The 16,695-nt window shown below is 67.7% G+C and carries 14 protein-coding genes; 4 read left to right on the plus strand and 10 right to left on the minus strand.

The features are described from left to right. Positions 1–13: 13 nt before the first annotated feature. From fabZ to AC3A4T_RS07040, 9 genes are all read right to left on the minus strand, one after another. Positions 14–469 carry a 3-hydroxyacyl-ACP dehydratase FabZ gene (fabZ, locus tag AC3A4T_RS07000; RefSeq protein ID WP_056108852.1) on the minus strand — a complete coding sequence of 152 codons (456 nt, stop codon included), beginning with the start codon at positions 467–469 and terminating at the stop codon, positions 14–16. A gap of 185 nt (positions 470–654) precedes the next feature. Further along, positions 655–1,683 (minus strand): UDP-3-O-(3-hydroxymyristoyl)glucosamine N-acyltransferase, encoded by a 1,029-nt coding sequence (gene lpxD / locus AC3A4T_RS07005; protein WP_487674720.1) that lies wholly within the window; start codon positions 1,681–1,683, stop codon positions 655–657. Positions 1,684–1,709: 26 nt separating this feature from the next. Then, positions 1,710–4,184, minus strand: coding sequence for an outer membrane protein assembly factor BamA (gene bamA / locus AC3A4T_RS07010; RefSeq protein WP_487674721.1), 2,475 nt, complete (start codon positions 4,182–4,184; stop codon positions 1,710–1,712). Positions 4,185–4,312: 128 nt separating this feature from the next. Then, positions 4,313–5,677 carry an RIP metalloprotease RseP gene (gene rseP / locus AC3A4T_RS07015; protein ID WP_487674722.1) on the minus strand — a complete coding sequence of 455 codons (1,365 nt, stop codon included), beginning with the start codon at positions 5,675–5,677 and terminating at the stop codon, positions 4,313–4,315. A 7-nt stretch (positions 5,678–5,684) separates the two neighbouring features. Then, positions 5,685–6,923 carry a 1-deoxy-D-xylulose-5-phosphate reductoisomerase gene (dxr, locus tag AC3A4T_RS07020; RefSeq protein ID WP_487674723.1) on the minus strand — a complete coding sequence of 413 codons (1,239 nt, stop codon included), beginning with the start codon at positions 6,921–6,923 and terminating at the stop codon, positions 5,685–5,687. Positions 6,924–7,215: 292 nt separating this feature from the next. Further along, the gene (locus tag AC3A4T_RS07025; protein ID WP_487674724.1) at positions 7,216–8,088 is read right to left on the minus strand and encodes a phosphatidate cytidylyltransferase; all 873 of its coding nucleotides are present in this window, start codon (positions 8,086–8,088) and stop codon (positions 7,216–7,218) included. Then, positions 8,085–8,855 carry a polyprenyl diphosphate synthase gene (gene uppS, locus AC3A4T_RS07030; RefSeq protein ID WP_487674725.1) on the minus strand — a complete coding sequence of 257 codons (771 nt, stop codon included), beginning with the start codon at positions 8,853–8,855 and terminating at the stop codon, positions 8,085–8,087. Before uppS ends, AC3A4T_RS07025 begins: the two co-directional genes overlap by 4 nt. A gap of 160 nt (positions 8,856–9,015) precedes the next feature. Beyond that, positions 9,016–9,573: a ribosome recycling factor gene (frr, locus tag AC3A4T_RS07035; protein ID WP_036113716.1), complete on the minus strand. Its 558-nt coding sequence runs from the start codon at positions 9,571–9,573 to the stop codon at positions 9,016–9,018. Positions 9,574–9,858: 285 nt separating this feature from the next. Next, complete coding sequence (locus tag AC3A4T_RS07040) at positions 9,859–11,028, minus strand: cation diffusion facilitator family transporter (RefSeq protein WP_487674726.1); 1,170 nt, start codon at positions 11,026–11,028, stop codon at positions 9,859–9,861. A gap of 191 nt (positions 11,029–11,219) precedes the next feature. Here AC3A4T_RS07040 and AC3A4T_RS07045 point away from each other — a divergent pair, with 191 nt between their 5' ends. Both AC3A4T_RS07045 and AC3A4T_RS07050 read left to right on the plus strand, forming a co-directional pair. Beyond that, positions 11,220–11,606: a BlaI/MecI/CopY family transcriptional regulator gene (locus AC3A4T_RS07045; protein ID WP_036113719.1), complete on the plus strand. Its 387-nt coding sequence runs from the start codon at positions 11,220–11,222 to the stop codon at positions 11,604–11,606. A gap of 1 nt (position 11,607) precedes the next feature. After that, positions 11,608–13,890, plus strand: a complete 2,283-nt coding sequence (locus AC3A4T_RS07050) for a M56 family metallopeptidase (protein WP_487674727.1) — start codon at positions 11,608–11,610, stop codon at positions 13,888–13,890. A 187-nt stretch (positions 13,891–14,077) separates the two neighbouring features. Here the strand turns inward: AC3A4T_RS07050 and pyrH are convergent, their stop codons facing one another. Further along, on the minus strand, positions 14,078–14,800 hold the full coding sequence (pyrH, locus tag AC3A4T_RS07055; RefSeq protein WP_036113722.1) for a UMP kinase: 723 nt from the start codon (positions 14,798–14,800) through the stop codon (positions 14,078–14,080). Positions 14,801–15,138: 338 nt separating this feature from the next. On the opposite strand from pyrH, the gene AC3A4T_RS07060 reads away from it, so the two are divergent. Together AC3A4T_RS07060 and AC3A4T_RS07065 are read left to right on the plus strand one after the other, a co-directional pair. Continuing rightward, positions 15,139–15,831, plus strand: coding sequence for an AIM24 family protein (locus AC3A4T_RS07060; protein ID WP_487674728.1), 693 nt, complete (start codon positions 15,139–15,141; stop codon positions 15,829–15,831). 70 nt (positions 15,832–15,901) lie between these two features. Next, a complete protein-coding gene (locus AC3A4T_RS07065) occupies positions 15,902–16,321 on the plus strand; it encodes a hypothetical protein (RefSeq protein WP_487674729.1) in 420 nt (139 codons plus the stop codon). Positions 16,322–16,695: the final 374 nt, after the last annotated feature.

Consider the following 16,695-nt stretch of genomic DNA (forward strand, 5'->3'; position numbering starts at 1 on the left):
GACGCTCATCGAATCAGTCCTTGGCCTCGGCGCACATGATGTCGGCGCAGGCGGCGACCTGGCCGTCGACGCGGGCCACGCCGGTGAACATGGCCATGTTGCGGATCATGCGCTTGAGGGTGACTTCCAGTTCCAGCCGGTCGCCCGGCACGACCATGCGCGAGAACCGCGCGCCGTCGATCTTGACCAGGTAGAACGAGCGCCCGGCGGCGACGCCGCCGTGCGAAATCTGGGTCAGCAGGCCGCCGGCCTGGGCCAGCGCCTCGACCACCAGCACGCCGGGCATGACCGGATTGCCGGGGAAATGGCCGTTGAAGAAGGGCTCGTTGCAGCTCACGTTCTTGTAGGCGAGCACGCGCTTGTGCGGCTCGAGCTCGACCACCCGGTCGATCAACAGGAACGGATAGCGGTGCGGCAGCAGCTTCTGGATCGCCGTCACGTCGAGCGGGAGTTGCAGGGTATGGCTCATCTTCAATTCGTCCTATGTCGCATCTGTTGCAACACCGCGTCGTGCATTGATGCCCGCGTCGGTGTGCGGCCCCATCGTCGGTTGCGCCCGCCCGGTGGAAGCGCGCGTGGCCTATTGTCCCGCAGATTCCCCGGCGGGTGGGGCGGCACCGTATGGAGCGTCGTCGCTGGTTCGTCGGCCAGCCCCTAGCCGGCGTCGCCGTCTTCGCGCGCGCGCGCGGTGCGTCGCGCGATCGCGTCGAGCTGTTTGAAACGCGCGGCGTTCTTGCGCCAGCTGCGGTTGTCCATCAGCGGCGTGCCCGAGGAATATTCGCCGGGCTCGCGGATCGAGCTGGTGACCAGGCTCATCGCGGTGATGGTGACCTTGTCGCAGACCTCCAGATGGCCCAGTACGCCGGCGCCGCCACCGATCAGGCAGTAGCGGCCGATCTTGGCGCTGCCCGCGGCGGCCGAGCAGCCGGCCATGGCGCTGTGGGCGCCGATGTGGACGTTGTGGCCGATCTGGATCTGGTTGTCGAGGCGCACGTCCTCTTCGAGCACGGTGTCTTCGATCGCGCCGCGATCGATGGTGGTGTTGGCGCCGATCTCGCAATCGTCGCCGATCGACACGCCGCCGAGCTGCGGCACCTTGAGCCAGCGGCCGGCTTCCATCGCCAGGCCGAAGCCGTCGGCACCGAGCACCGCGCCGGGATGGATCAGCACGCGCTGGCCCAGACGCACGCGGGTCACCAGGGTCACCCGCGCGATCAATTCGCAGCCGGCGCCGACCGTGCAGTCTTCGCCGATCACGCAGCCCGGGCCGATCATCGCGCCGGCCTCGATGCGGCTGCGCGCGCCGATGCTGACGAACGGGCCGATGTGGGCCTCGGGCGACACCTGCGCGCTGGGATCGATCGCGGCCCAGGCGTGGATGCCGGGCTCGCGCACCGGCTTGGGTTCGAACAGCGCCGAGATCTTGGCGAACGCGGCGTAAGGATCGCGCGCGATCAGCGCGGTGCCGGCATGCTCGCGGGCATCGTCTTCGCGCATGACCACGATGCTCGCCTGGCTGGCGAGCAGTTGCGCGCGGTATTTGGGATTGGCCAGGAACGCGAGCTGACCGGGGCCGGCCTTGGCCAGCGTGCCGACGCCGCTTACCCGCGCGTCGGCGTTGCCGTGCAGGCCGAGCGCATAGCGCTCGGCCAATTCGCGTGCTGAGTAACTGAGTTCGTCCACGTCGCCTTGCGGTCCGCAGACCGCGCTCAGAACGTACCGCCGAAGGTGAACTGCAGGCGCTCGAGCTCGTCGCCGCGATCGAGCTTGGTGGCGCCGTCGGCGCTGTAGATCGGACCCTGCTTCTTGAACGGGAACGCGTAGCTGATCGAGATCGGGCCCATCGGCGAACGCCACATCAGCGCGACACCGGCCGAGGCGCGCAGTTCGCCCGCGTCGAAGGAGTCGTAATCCTTGTACACGTTGCCGAAGTCGACGAACGCGGACACGCGCGCGGCCGGCGTATCGAGCAGGGTCGGGAAGTACATTTCCAGCGAGCCGGTGGTCTTGAACGCGCCGCCCAGCGGCTGGGCGAAGGTGCTGCCCACGCCCGGCGATTCGCGCGGACCCAGGGTGTTGTCGGTGAAGCCGCGCACCGAACGCACGCCGCCGGCGTAGAAGTTCTCGAAGAACGGCAGGCCGGTGGCGGTGATCGTTTCCGGCGGCAGCGGGCCGTCGGGACCGTCGCGGTCGATCACGCGGCTGGTGTCGCTGCCGTAGCTGTCGCCGTAACCGAGTTCGGCGCGGGTGTTGAGCACCAGGTGGCGCGACAGCGGCCAGAACTTGGAGAAGTTGTAGTTGATCTTGTAGTACTCGACCGTCGAGCCGGGCAGGGTCGCTTCCAGCCAGATGCGCTGCTGGGTGCCGGCGGTCGGGGTCAGCGCGTGGTTGAGGCTGTTGCGGCCCCAGCCGATCTGCGCGCGCCAGGCGTGGAAGGTGCGGTGACCCAGCGCATCGAGGTAATCGATGATGCTGGCCGGCGCGGTGCCCGGGAAGGCGAGGATTTCGTTGCTGTCGATGCCGATCAGGCCGGTCACCGAGTCGGTCTCGGTCAGCGGAATGCCGAGCACGACCTGACCGGTGCCGCTGGTAGTCGAGTACTGCGCGGTGTTGAAGTCGGAGTAATCCAACTCGCGCCACGACAGGTTGTAGCCCAGCGACACGCCGTCGTCGGTGAAGTAGGGGTTGGTGTAGGAGAAGTCGTAGCGAGACTGGTAGTAGCTGCGCTGCGCCTGCACCGACACGCGGTTGCCGCTGCCGAGGAAGTTGTTCTGCGACAGCTGCACCTGGGTGGTGAGCTTGCCGAGCTGCGAATAGCCCAGGCCGAACACGAAGCTGCCCGAGGTGGTTTCCTTCAGGTTGTAGACGATGTCGACCTGATCGTTGGTGCCCGGGACCGGCTTGCTCTCGACGTCGACCGTCTCGAAGTAGCCCAGGCCCTGCAGGCGGATCTTGGAACGGTCGATCGCGGCCTGCGAGTACCAGGTGCCTTCGAACTGGCGCATTTCGCGGCGCAGCACTTCATCGCCGGTGCGGGTGTTGCCCTTGAACACCACCCGGCGCACGTTGACGCGCGGGCCGGGCACGACCTGCATGTTGATGCCGACGGTCTTGTTCTCGCGGTTCACGTCCGGGATCGGATTGACCTGCGCGAACGCGTAGCCGACGTTGCCGAGCGCGGCGGTGATCGATTCGGAACTGACCTCGAGCAGGCGGCGCGAGAAGATCTGTTCGGGCTTGACGATGACCAGCTTCTCGACCTGGTCCTTCGGCAGCACCGTGTCGCCGGTGACCTGCACGCTGGAAACCTTGTACTGCTCGCCCTCGGTGATGCCGGCGGACAGGAACATGTCCTGGCGGTCCGGGCTGATCGAGACCTGGGTCGAATCGATGCTGAAATCGACGTAGCCGCGGTCGAGGTAATAGGAGTTGAGCTTTTCCAGGTCGCCGGAGAGCTTTTCGCGCGAGTACTGGTCGTCGCGGCGGTACCAGCTGAGCCAGTTGTGCTCGCGCGATTCCCAGCCGTTGACGATGTCCTTCTGCTCGAACTTGTCGTTGCCGATCAGGTTGATGTGGCGGATCTTGGCCGCCTTGCCTTCCTTGACGTTGATCGTGATGTCGACGCGGTTGCGGTCGAGGCGGTTCACCGACGGGGTAATCTCGACGTTGTACTTGCCGCGGTTGTTGTATTGGCGCGCCAAGTCCTGGGTGACCTTGTCGAGCGCGAGGCGGTCGAAGGTGTCGCCTTCGGCAAGACCAATCTCCTTCAGGCCCTTGAGCAGGTCCTCGGACTTGATGTCCTTGTTGCCGGTCAGGGTCAGCTTGTTGATCGCCGGACGCTCGCTGACGGTCACCACCAGGATGTTGCCCTGGCGGTCGAGCTGCACGTCTTCGAAGAAGCCGGTCTTGTACAGCGCGCGGATGGCGTCGCCGGCCTTGGCCGTGTCCATCGTGTCGCCGCGCTCGACCGGCAGGTAGGTGAACACCGTACCGGCGGAAATGCGTTGCAGGCCGTCGATGCGGATGTCGCTGACGGTGAACGAGCCCGGGCCGGGCGCGTTGGGCGCGCTGCCCCCGAGCGAGAACGGATCGGCCGACTGGGCCAACGCGGGAATCGCCGGGGCCGAGGTCATTGCCGTGGCAAGGGCGAGGGCGAGCAGGCGGCGATTAGGAATTCGCGTCATCATTACGTCCGTTGGGGGCTGGTCTGCCAGCGTGACTGCACGCGGGCATGGGGCGAAGCGGGCCGGTTAGGCGGGGTAGATTAAGGCAGGCGTTGTAGCAAAGCGTTCGTTCGAGCGTCGGGCCGGCATCAGCGCACCAGGTTGTTCAAGATGTCGTTGTAGAACGCCAGGCCCATCAGGCTCGCGATCAACGCCAGGCCGACGAAATGTCCGGCCGCCATGACGCGTTCGCTGACCGGGCTGCCTTTGACCAGCTCGATAAGGTAATACAGCAGGTGTCCGCCGTCCAAGATCGGGATCGGCAGCAGGTTCAGGATTCCCAGGCTCAGCGACAGCATCGCCAGCAGTTGCAGGTACCAGGCCGGGCCGTTGCTGGCGTAGGCGTTGGCGGCGCGGCCGATGGTGACCGGGCCGGCGACGGTGTTCTGGATCGAGACCCGGCCGGTGAAGGCGCGGCCGATCATCGCGAACAGCTCGCGGGTCTGATGGACGCTTTCGCGAAAGGCCGCCGGCACCGCGTCGATCGGGCCGTAGCGCAGGACCGCGTCGCGCTTGGGCTCGCGGAGGGTGGCCGGAGGCTCCACGCCCAGAGCCCAGAACTGCTCGCCGTTGTCGCGCTTCATGCGCTTGGGCGCGATTTCCAGTGCCAGCCGGTCGCCGTTGCGGGCCACTTCGATCATCGCGTTGCCGCCGCGTTCGCCCAGGCGGGCGATGGCCGGGGCGATGTCGTTCCAGCTGGCGATCGGGTCGCCGTCGATGGCGGTGATGCGGTCGCCCTCGGCGAGCACGCCCCAGGCGGCTTCGCCGGGTCTGATCCGGCCGATCACCGCCGGAATCAGCTGATGGCGGCCGCTCAAGCCCATGACTTCGACCGCGCGGCGCTCGTCGAACGAGGCCGGCAGCTTGGACAGGCGCAGATGGCGGGTCAGCTGGCTGCCGTTTTCGCTGCGCACCTGCACCGCGACGTCGTCGCGGTCGAGCGCGTGCGGGATCAGCGCCATCTGCACCTCGCTCCAGGTCGGGGTGACGCGGTCGCCGATCTGCAGCACGGTGTCGCCACGGCGCAGGCCCGATTCGGCGGCGATGCCGTTGACGCTGCCGACCACCGGCGCGAAGTCGGGGCGGCCGATCACGAACATGCCCCACAGAAACAGCACGCACAGGATCAGGTTGGCGGCCGGGCCGGCGGCGGTGATGGCGATGCGCTGCCACACCGACTTGCGATTGAACGCCTGCGCCGCGAGCGTTTCGCCGACTTCGTATTCGCGCTCGTCGAGCATCTTGACGTAGCCGCCCAGCGGAATGCGGCCGATCGCGTATTCGGTGCCGTCCTTGCCGACACGCATCCACAGCGGCTTACCGAAGCCGACCGAAAACCGCAGCACCTTGACCCCGCAACGGCGCGCGACCCAGAAATGGCCGAATTCGTGCAAGGTGACCAGCACGCCGAGGCTGATGATCAGCCACCACAACGAGCCCAGGATTTCGCTCATGGCTGCCTCAGGCTCTTTGACCGATCGCCTGCTCGGCGTGGCGGCGGGCCAGGGCATCGGCCTCGCGCAACGCCGCCAGCGAACTGGCCGGGGTGGACGGGAGCGCGGCGAGGGTGTCCTCGACCAGCGCGGGTATCGCTAGGAAACCGATGCGCCGCTGAAGAAAGGCTGAAACGGCCACTTCGTTGGCGGCGTTGAGCACCGCCGGGGCGGTGCCGCCGGCGGCCAGGGCCTCGAACGCCAGGCGCAGGCAGGGGAAGGCCTCAAGGTCGGGGCGCTCGAAATCGAGCCGACCATGGGCCAGCAGGTCGAGCCCGGCGACCCCGGATTCGATCCGCTCCGGCCAGCCGAAGCCCACCGCCAGCGCGGTGCGCATGTCGGGCAGGCCGAGCTGGGCGAGGGTCGAGCCGTCGACGAATTCGACCAGCGAATGGACCAGACTTTGCGGATGCACCAGCACTTCGATGCGATCGCCGCCGACCGCGAACAGGTGATGCGCCTCGATGACTTCCAGGCCCTTGTTCATCAAGGTGGCCGAGTCGACCGAGATCTTCGGGCCCATCGACCATTTCGGGTGCGCGACTGCCTGTTCTGGCGTGACCTGGCCCAGGTCCGAACGTGTACGGCCGCGGAACGGCCCGCCCGACGCGGTCAGCAGGATCCGCTTCAGACCGGGCTGCGAAGTCGGGTGGGCGTGCTGTGCGCCGCCGGTTTGCGCGGCGCCGTGCTCGGCCACGCGCAATTGCGCCGCCGGCAGGCATTGGAAGATGGCGTTGTGTTCGCTGTCGATCGGCACGATGCAGGCGCCCGATTCGTGCGCGGTCTGCATCAGCAGTTCGCCGGCCAGGACCAGCGATTCCTTGTTGGCCAGCAGCAGGCGCTTGCCGGCGCGCGCCGCGGCCAGAGTCGAGGACAGCCCGGCCGCGCCGACGATCGCCGCGACCACGGTGTCGCAGGCATCGGACGACACCAGTTCGACCAGGGCGTCGTCGCCGCAATGGGCCACGGTCGCCAGACCGCGCTCACGCAGGCCGTCGCGCAATGCGGCGTAGCCGGCCGGGTCGGCGATCACCGCGTGATCCGGGCGATGGCGTTCGCACAGCGTCAGTAGCGCATCGACCTTGCCGCCGGCGGCGAGCACGGTGGCGCGCAGGGCGTCGCCGTGGCGGGCGATCACGTCCAGCGCCGAAGTGCCGATCGAGCCGGTGGCGCCGAGGACGGCGACGTTGCGGGCGGGGGCGGTCATGCGCGGGTCTCGCAGCGGTTGCCGCGTTCGATTAGGGCTGTGTGGTCAAGAGCAAAAGCGAATCCCGCTCGGTCCCGCTTTTGCGAAGGGACGGGTCGCCGCGTACCAACCTCGCTTGGCTTATCGGAGGCGCGCGAATCATCTGCTTCGTCCGCGCGACGCAGGCTCTGCGAATACGTCCCGTCCCGTCCCTTTGCAAAAGGGGAGCAGGGGGGATTCGCTTTTCGCCCAATAGCCAGCGCACCAACGCGCGCGGCCAACGAAAAACCACCACCGTCGACAAGGCTCATCATCAAAACTCAAAAATCGCCTTGCCCAGCGCGAACACCGGCAACGCCGCCAGCACGCCGTCGATGCGATCGAGGATGCCGCCGTGCCCCGGAATCAGATGCCCGGAATCCTTCACCCCGACATGCCGCTTGAGCAGGCTCTCGAACAGGTCGCCGACCACCGAGAACAGCATCGCCACCAGCGAGACCAGCGCCACCCACGGCAACTGCGCGGTGGTCGCGCCGGCCAGCATCGAGAACCCCACGCCGGCCGCGACGCCGGCGATGGCGCCGCCGATCAGGCCTTCGACGGTCTTGTTGGGGCTCACCCGCGGCGCGAGCTTGAGCATGCCGAACTTGCGTCCGGCGAAATACGCGCCCGAATCGGCCGCCCACACCACCGCCAGCGCGGTCAGCAGCCACCAATGGCCGACCGGCAGGCCGCCCAGGCCGATCGGGCCTTCGGCGTGGATCCAGGCCATCGCGCACCAGGCCGGGATCACGCTCAGCGCGGCCGCGGCGAGCTTGAACATGCGCGCGTAAGTGCGGTGATCGCTGGCGAAGTTAAAGCGCTGCAGCCACAGCAGGGCCAGCAGCCACCAGACCACGCCGATCAGCGAGGCGATCTTGAACAGCACCATCGACGGCGCCTGCGTCGCGCCCAGGCCGCTGGTGCGCGAGGCCCACACGATCGCCACCATCAGCGCCATGTGCACCACCAGCAGCACGGTGCGCGACAGGGTGTCCTCGATCTCGGCCAGGTCGAACCATTCCCACAGCCCGATCAGGAACAGCACCGCGGTCAGCGCGATCACCCACGGCGTCGACAACAGCAGGATCGCCGCGATCGCGACAGGCGCCATGACCAGCGCGGCAAGCAGGCGGGTTCGGGTCATTCAACAGTCTCGTTGGGCTGGGCGAGCGCGATCTGCGCCCCGGTCAGGCCGAAGCGGCGTTCGCGGCTGGCGAAATCGTCCAGCGCGGTCTGCAGCAGGCCGGCGTCGAGTTCGGGCCACAGCGCTTCGGTGAACCAAAGTTCGGTGTAGGCCAGCTGCCACAGCAGGAAATTGCTGATCCGTGTGTCGCCGCCGGTACGAATGAACAGGTCCGGCGCCGGCAGTTCGGCCAGCGACATGCGCGAGGCCAGCAGGCGTTCGTCGATCGCGTCCACCGCCAGGGTGCCGGCCGCGACCTCCGCGGCCAGTGAGCGCGCGGCCTGGGCGATGTCCCAGCGGCCGCCGTAACTGGCGGCGATGCTCAGGTGCAGGACGGTGTTGTTGCGGGTCTGGCGTTCGGCCGCGGCCATGCGCTCGCGGATCTTTTCGGAGAAGCGTTCGCGTTCGCCGATGAAGCGCACCCGCACCCCGCGCCGGTCGAGTTCCTCGACCTCGCGCTCGAGCGCATTGAGGAACAGCTTCATCAGCGCGCCGACCTCGTCCTCGGGCCGGCCCCAGTTTTCGCTGGAAAACGCGAACAGGGTCAGCGCATGGACGCCGCGCGCGATGCAGAAATCGATGCAGACGTTGACCGCGCGCGCGCCGGCGCGGTGGCCGATGATGCGCGGCCGGCGCCGCCGTTCGGCCCAGCGGCCGTTGCCGTCCATGATGACGGCCAAGTGGCGCGGGATGCGTGCGGGCGCGGCGTTGGCGGGCTCGGAAGGCATGGCGCCGATGATGAAGACCTCAGGCTGCGGATGGAACGGAAGGTACGGACGGGTGGGGCGGCACAGTCTGGGGCGGGCTCGATCCAGGCAGCCCAGTGCTGGACCCGCGCGCCGCGTAGAAGTTCAGTGATCCGAACTCGGCGGGCGCGGGCCCGGCGGTTCATACCGCCATCAGTTCCTGTTCCTTGGCCTTGACCACGCCGTCCACGTCCTTGATCGCGCTGTCGGTGATCTTCTGGATCTCGCCTTCGAAGCTGCGCAGTTCGTCCTCGGTGACCTTCTTGTCCTTGAGCAGTTCCTTGGCCTGGTGGTTGGCGTCGCGGCGGATGTTGCGGATCGCGACCTTGGCGTCTTCGCTCTGGGCGTGCACGACCTTGGTCAGTTCCTTGCGGCGTTCTTCGGTCAGCGCGGGCAGGTTGATGCGGATCACGGTGCCGGCGGTGTTCGGGGTCAGGCCCAGGTCGGAGGCGAGGATGGCCTTCTCGACCGCGCCGACTATCTGCTTTTCCCACGGGGTGATGGTCAGGGTGCGCGCGTCGCTGACCTGCACGCTGGCGACCTGGCCCAGCGGCATTTCGGAACCGTGGTAGTTCACTTTCAGATGATCGACCAGCGCGGTGGACGCGCGCCCGGTGCGGATCTTGGTCAGATCGTGGCGAAAGGCTTCGACGCTCTTGGTCATGCGGTTCTGAGAGTCTTTCTTGATGTCGTTGAGCATCGCCGGCTCCGTTCCAGTAGCGGTAATCGCGGGATTATATGGGCTCGGGCGGGTTTTGCGGGCCACGCGGTCCCGGCGCGGACGCCCGCGCCGGCCCGGATCGGCGAAATTGCCGAGCGTTCGCGGTCGTTCGGGGGGATGCGGCGATGCACCGTGCGCATCGCGAATGCAGGCGACGCGTCGCCGGGGATCACGTTTTGCGCGGGATTGGGCCGTTGCGTTCAGGCCCGGCGGCGAGGGCGGCGCGGTGAATCAGGGTTTTCGCTGCGATGCAGCATGCGGCGTTCAGGGCCGATGGCTGTGCTGTCGCGGGTGGTCGTGCGGGTGCTCTTCGTGGGCTCGGTCGTCGTGAGCATGGCCGTCGTGACCATGACCGCGGTCATGGTCATGGCCAGGTGGATGACCGTAGTCATGGTCATGCCGCGGATCATGGCTGTGATCATGGTCATGGTGCGCCTGGCCGTGCTCGTGCGAATGATCCGGCGCATGCGCCTCGTGCTCGTGCCCGTGCCCCTCATGCCCATGTGCGTGCGAATGCGCATGCTCGCCGTGCGGCGCGCGGTCGTGACGATCGTGCTCGCAGGCGCGGCCGTGCTCGACCTGCAGGGTTGGGTGATTGATGCCGAAGCGGCGGTCGAGTTCGCGGTTGAGGCGGTCGATGAAGACGTCGTGGTCCTGGTCGTCGGGCCGCACGATATGCGCGGTCATGGCGATTTCGCCCGCGCCCAGCGACCAGATGTGCAGATGGTGGATCGCCTGCACCCCGGGCTGCTGGCGCAGCAGGGTTTCGACTTCGCCGCGATCGATGCCGCGCGGCACAGCGTCCATCGCCGCGTTGAAGGCTTCGCGCAGCAGGCCGAAGGCGCCGACCGCGACCACCGCGCCGATCAACAAGGCGATCGCCGGGTCCAGCCATGCCCAGCCGGTCAGCCACATGCCGGCGCCGGCCAGCACCGCGGCCAGCGACACCGCCGCGTCGGCCATCAGGTGCAGGAACGCGCCGCGGCGGTTGAGGTCGTGATCGTGCCCGTCGCGCACCAGCCAGGCCGCGCCGAGATTGACCGCGATGCCGAGCGCGGCGACCACGATCACCGGCAGCGCGGGAATTTCCGGCGGCGCGTTGAAGCGGCGGATCGCCTCCCAGGCCAGCGCGCCGGAGAAACCCACCAGCAACAGCGAATTGGCCAGCGGCGATAGCAGGGTCGCGCGCCGCCAACCGTAGGTGTGGCGCGCGGTCGGGGCGCGCTTGGCCAGCACCGCCGCGCCCCAGGCCAGGGCCAGGCCGAGCACGTCGCCGAAGTTGTGCAGCGCGTCCGACAGCAGCGCCAGCGAATTGGTCATGAAGCCGTAGCCGGCTTCCAGCGCGGTATAGGCCAGATTGATCAGGGTCACCGCGGCGAATGCGCGGGTGCCGCTGACGCCGTGGTGGTGGCCGTGGTGACTGTGCGAGTGCATGGGCGAATGCTGTCACGGCCGCGCCGGCGAACACTATTACAGGCCATCGCGCGGACGGTTTAAACCATGACCGGCGTCGGCGAATCCCATTGCCGGGTGTCGCCGCGGGCGAGGGCGGCATGACTTCAGGCACGTTGACTACGTTTGTAGTCAAAGCAACTATGACTACAGTTGTAGCCACGAGGGGCGGCATGAACCGCAAATCCATCGGCGACCAGGAACTGGCGCTGCTGCAATACCTGGCCGAGCAGGGCGACGCCTCGGTCGGCGAGGTCGCAAGCGGCTACGGCGAGCCGCGCGGGCTGGCGCGTTCGACCGTGCTGACGATGATGGAGCGCCTGCGCGCCAAGGCTTATCTGCGCCGGCGCAAGGTCGGCGGCGTGTACCGCTATTCCACCGCGACCCAGCCCGACGACGTGATGCGTTCGGCGGTCGGCAAGTTCGTCGCCAACACCCTGCAAGGCTCGGTCTCGCCGTTCGTGGCGTGGATGTCGCAGCGCGCGCAGGTCAGCGACGACGAACTGGCCGAACTGGAAAGTCTCGTCGCCGATCTGCAATCGCGGCGCAAGGAGGATTGAGATGACTCTGGATTGGATCGGCGACATCCTGCTGCCGCGTCTGCTCGCGGCGGGATTGCAATCCTTGCTGGTGGTCGCGGCGGTGTGGCTGCTGTGCCGTTACCTGCGTCTGAGCGCCGCGCTGCGCTGCTGGTTGTGGTGGTTCGCCGCGTTGCAGTTGCTGCTCGGCGCATTGTGGCCCACGCCGTTGAGCCTGCCGTTGTTGCCGGCGTCGTGGGATCAGGCGAGCCAGGCCGCGAACGTCGCAGCGGCGGCGCCGCAGTTGTCGTCGTCGGCGCAATTGCCGTTCTTCGTGACGAAGGGCGCGACAGACGCAACGGTCGCTGTCGCCACGGCGCCTGCCACGCATTACCTGATCCCCGACTGGCTGTCGTGGCCGCTGGTTTTCGCCGCGCTGTGGCTGTCCGGGTTCCTGCTGGTCGCCTTCGCCAGCGTGCGCGGTTATGCCGCCGCCTGCCGCCGCATCGCCGCATCGCGGCCGTGCGAACAGCCGCAAGTGCTCTCGACCTATCGCGCGCTCGGCGCCAGCCTGGGTTTGAATCGACTGCCGCCGTTGCGGGTGTCGGCGCAGATCGATTCGCCGCAGTTGATCGGCCCGCCGGCGACGGTGCTGCTGCCGCGCGAACGCTTGCCGCATCTGAGCGGCGACGAGCTGGCGATGGCGCTGCATCACGAGCTGGTCCACGTCCGCCGCCGCGATCTGTGGTGGGGCTGGGTGCCGGCGCTGGTCCAGCACCTGTTCTTCTTTCATCCGCTCGCGCATGTGATCGCCCGCGAATACTCGATCGCGCGCGAAGCGGCCTGCGACGCGGCCGTGCTCGACAGCCGTCGCTATGCCGCCCATGACTACGGGCGTTTGTTGTTGCGTCTTGGCGTCGCGCCGCGTCCCGCGGCCGGCGTCGCCAGCGCATCCCCCACTTACACGATCTTGAAGAGGAGACTCATCATGTTGCAGAACGCGACTTCGTCTTCGCATATCGGCGGTTTGATCCTGACCGCCGCCATCGTCCTGGTCGGGCTGGTGCCGTACCGCGTGACCGCGGCGGCCGGCGAGCGCGCGCCGCAATCGCAATCGCAATCGCAATCGCGCACCGTGTCGATCCATTCCTCGGACAAGAGCGGCGAAACCCGCATCACCGAGATCAACAACGGCAGCGACCCGCAGGTCTGGGCGATCAAGGGCGATCAGTACTACAAGGTGGGCGCCGACGGCGGCTACCAGCCGGTGACCGACGCGGCGACCCGCGCGCGCCTGCGGCAACGCATGGTCGAGTCGCGCAAGGCGGCGGTGGATGCGGAGAAAGCCGGACGCGAGGCCGAACGGGCGGGACGCGAAGCCGAGCGCAATGCGCACGCGGCCGGGGTCGCGGCGCAGCGCGCGGCACGCGATGCCGAACGCGCCGGGCGCGACGCGGAACGCCAGGCGCGGGCGGCGAGCGCCGCAGCCGAGCGCGGGGCGCGCGACGCCGGGCGGCAAGCCCGGCTCGATGGTGAGCAGGCCCGGCGCGATGCCGATCAGGCCAGGCGCGATGGCGAACAGGCGCGGCGCGATGCCGCCCAGGCGCGCCGCGACGTCGAGCAGGCCCAGCGCGATGCCGAGCAGGCCCGGCGCGACGCCAGTCAGCATGGGCTCGACAGCGCGCAGCATCGCCGCGATATCGAGCAGGCCCGACGCGATGCCGCCCAGGCGCGTCGCGATGCGCACCTCTCCGCGCCGGAAGCCGCGCAGATCCGTCGTATCGCCGAGCAAGCCAGGCGCGATGCCGGCCGCCATGCGATGAGCAAGGCCGAGATCGCGCGCATCTCCGAGCAAGCCCGACGCGACGCGAGCCGTTACGCCATGAGCGCGGCCGAGATCGCCCGCATCACCGATCAGGCCACGCGCGATGCGAGCCGCTACGCGATGAGCTCGGCGGAGATTGCCCGCATCACCGATCAGGCCACGCGCGATGCGAGCCGCTACGCGATGAGCCCGGCTGAGATCGCGCGCATCACCGAGCAAGCCAAGCGCGATGCGAGCCGCTATGCGATGAGCCCGGCGGAGATCGCGCGCATCACCGAACAGGCCAAGCGCGACGCGAGTCGTTACGCGATGAGCCCGGCCGAGATCGCGCGTATCACCGATCAGGCCAAGCGCGACGCGAGCCGTTACGCGATGAGCCCTGAGGAGATCGCGCGCATCACTGAGCAGGCCAAGCGCGACGCGAGCCGTTACGCGATGAGCCCGGAGGAGGTCGCGCGCATCACCGAGCAGACCAAGCGCGAAGCGCAGGTGTGGCGCTGATGTTGCCGGACGGCCGCGCTGGCGGGTTGAACCGACCGACGCCGCCTCATCGGCTGCGTATGTGAATTAGCGAGGCGATGGCGCGCGGAAATCCGGCGTCGTACGCAAAAAGACCCGCCGATGGCGGGTCTTTTTGTTCGGGGATGAGAACTCGGATGCCGGCGATATGATCCCGGCCGGTGCGTCTTCAGCCGCGACCCTGCACCAGCGTGCCGATGTTCTCGCCGCGCAGGATCTTCAGCAGCACGCCCGGCTGGCCCATGTCGAAGATGCGCAGCGGCAGTTCGCTGTCGCGGCACAGCGCGAACGCGGCGGTGTCCATGACCTGCAGGTCGCGGGTGATCACCTCGTCGTAGCTGAGCTTGTCGAAGCGCACCGCGTCGCTGTGCTTCTTCGGGTCCTTGTCGTACACGCCGTCGACCTTGGTCGCCTTGAGCAGCAGGTCGGCGCCGATCTCGATCGCGCGCAGCGCCGCGCCCGAGTCGGTGGTGAAGAACGGGCTGCCGACGCCGGCGGCGAAGATCGCCAGACGGCCTTTTTCCAGGTGGCGGATGGCGCGGCGGCGGATGTAGTCCTCGCACACGTCGTTGATCTTGATCGCGCTCATCACCCGCACCTTGGCGCCGAGCTTTTCCAGAGAATCCTGCATCGCCAGCGCGTTGATCACGGTGGCCAGCATGCCCATCTGGTCGCCGGTGACCCGGTCCATGCCGCCGGCCGCCAGGCCCGCGCCGCGGAAGATGTTGCCGCCGCCGATCACCAGCGCGATTTCGGCGCCGGCCTGTTGCACTTCGATGACTTCGCGCGCGAGCCGGCCGATCACCTTGGGGTCGATGCCGTAGTCCTCATCGCCCATCAATGCTTCGCCGGAGAGTTTCAACAGGACACGGCGATACACGAGCTGGGACATGGGAGGTCTCGGGGGAGGCGGAAAACGTGGCGAATTGTAGCTCAAGCGTCGCGCGCGCAGGCATGCGCGAACGGGCCGCTGCGCGATCGCGGGGGTCGCGCCGCACCTGTCCAGGCCGGCGCGCGGCGCGGATTCGCCGGACGCAGCGGGGCGGGGCGCCGCTCTCGCGCCGGTTTGCGCCAGGCGGCGATCGGGCGCGCGCCGCGCTCGAAAACCGTGATGTAAAAGGCGGACACGGGCGGACCGGGTATGATCCGGCCGCCGGTCCAGCCACTGGAACCGCCGCCGCGCGCGCCCACCGTGAGGCCGCCGCCGCGCATTACCCAAGGAGATGGAAAGTGTCGATCAAGAACCTCAACGAATTCGTCGAAGCGTCCAAGCAGAAGGATCTGAGCGCCGAAGCGTTCGAACTGGAAGGCCCGCACTTGCTGGAAGTGAAGCTCAACGGCCGCGTCTGGGCCAAGTCCGGCTCGATGGTCGCCTACCGCGGCGGCGTCAAGTTCGTGCGCCAGGGCATGCTCGAGCAGGGCCTGGGCAACCTGCTGAAGAAGGCGATCAGTGGCGAAGGCACCCAACTGATGAAGATGGAAGGCCAGGGCCGGGTCTACATCGCCGACGCGGGCAAGAAGATCACCCTGCTGCGCCTCAACGGCGAGTCGATCTTCGTCAACGGCAACGACGTGCTCGCCTACGAGGACGGCGTGGCCTCGGACATCAAGATGATGCGCAAGGTCTCGGGCATGATGTCCGGCGGCCTGTTCAACATCAAACTCAGCGGCAGTGGCGTGGTCGCGATCACCTCGCACTACGAGCCGCTGACCCTGGCGGTGACCCCGGACCAGCCGGTGTTCACCGACCCGAACGCGACCGTCGCCTGGTCCGGCGGCCTGAGCCCGGACATCGTCACCGATATCTCGCTGGGCACTTTGTTCGGCCGCGGCTCGGGCGAGAGCATCCAGCTCAAGTTCTCCGGCACCGGCTGGGTGGTGGTGCAGCCGTACGAAGAAGTGTATTTCCAGCAGGCCAGCTGATCGCGACACGGCAGGACCCGCGCGCGCCGTCGCGACGGCGCGCGCTTTGGCCATCTGCAAGGAGGCAGTGATGAAAACAACGATGAGCGTTTACCTCGGCGCCGCGATGGCGGCCGCGTTGATGTTGCCCGCCGCGCAGGCGCGCGCGCCCGCGGCGGTGCCGGTGCAGGTCGGTGGCGACGAGGTGCTGGACGCCTGCGGCTCGCTCGCGCAGGTCAAGGGCCTGAAGGCCGACGGCGATGGTTTTCTCGCGGTGCGCGCCGGACCGGGCAGGGCGTACGCGATGCTCGACAAGCTCGGCAATGGCCGCGAGGTGTATCTGTGCGACGGCAATGGCTACGGCGACGACGGATGGTTCGCCATCGTCTATCCGGCCGTGCCAGGAATGAAGTGCGAGGTCGGCTTGCCGATCGCCAAGAAGCGGGTGTATCGCGGGCCGTGCAAGTCCGGTTGGGTGAGGTCGGCGTGGGTTGAGGTGATGGCGGGTTGAGTCTTCAGCGCCATTTTTCTGGATCGTCGTTCTCGAAGGCGGCTGAGCTTTACTTCGGCGTTGCCGAGTATCCAGAGGCTTTAGCGCCATCTCACCAGAACGTCATTCCCGCCAAGGCGGGCTCCGCTCTACTTCGGCGTAGCCGAATATCCAGGGGCTTTAGCGCCATCTCACCAGAACGTCATTCCCGCGAAAGCGGGAATCCAGTGACTTCAGGCGTTCTCGCACGAAAGGCACTGGATTCCCGCCTTCGCGGGAATGACGGTAGGAGAAGACGGCGGTGCCGGAAGCTGCGTTGCTTCGGATGATTTGCGAAACCAGCGGTAATAGCGCCTACGCTCTAACCGATTCCCGATTCCCGATTCCCGATTCCC

This window comes from Lysobacter sp. Soil_N_51, from assembly GCF_057655755.1.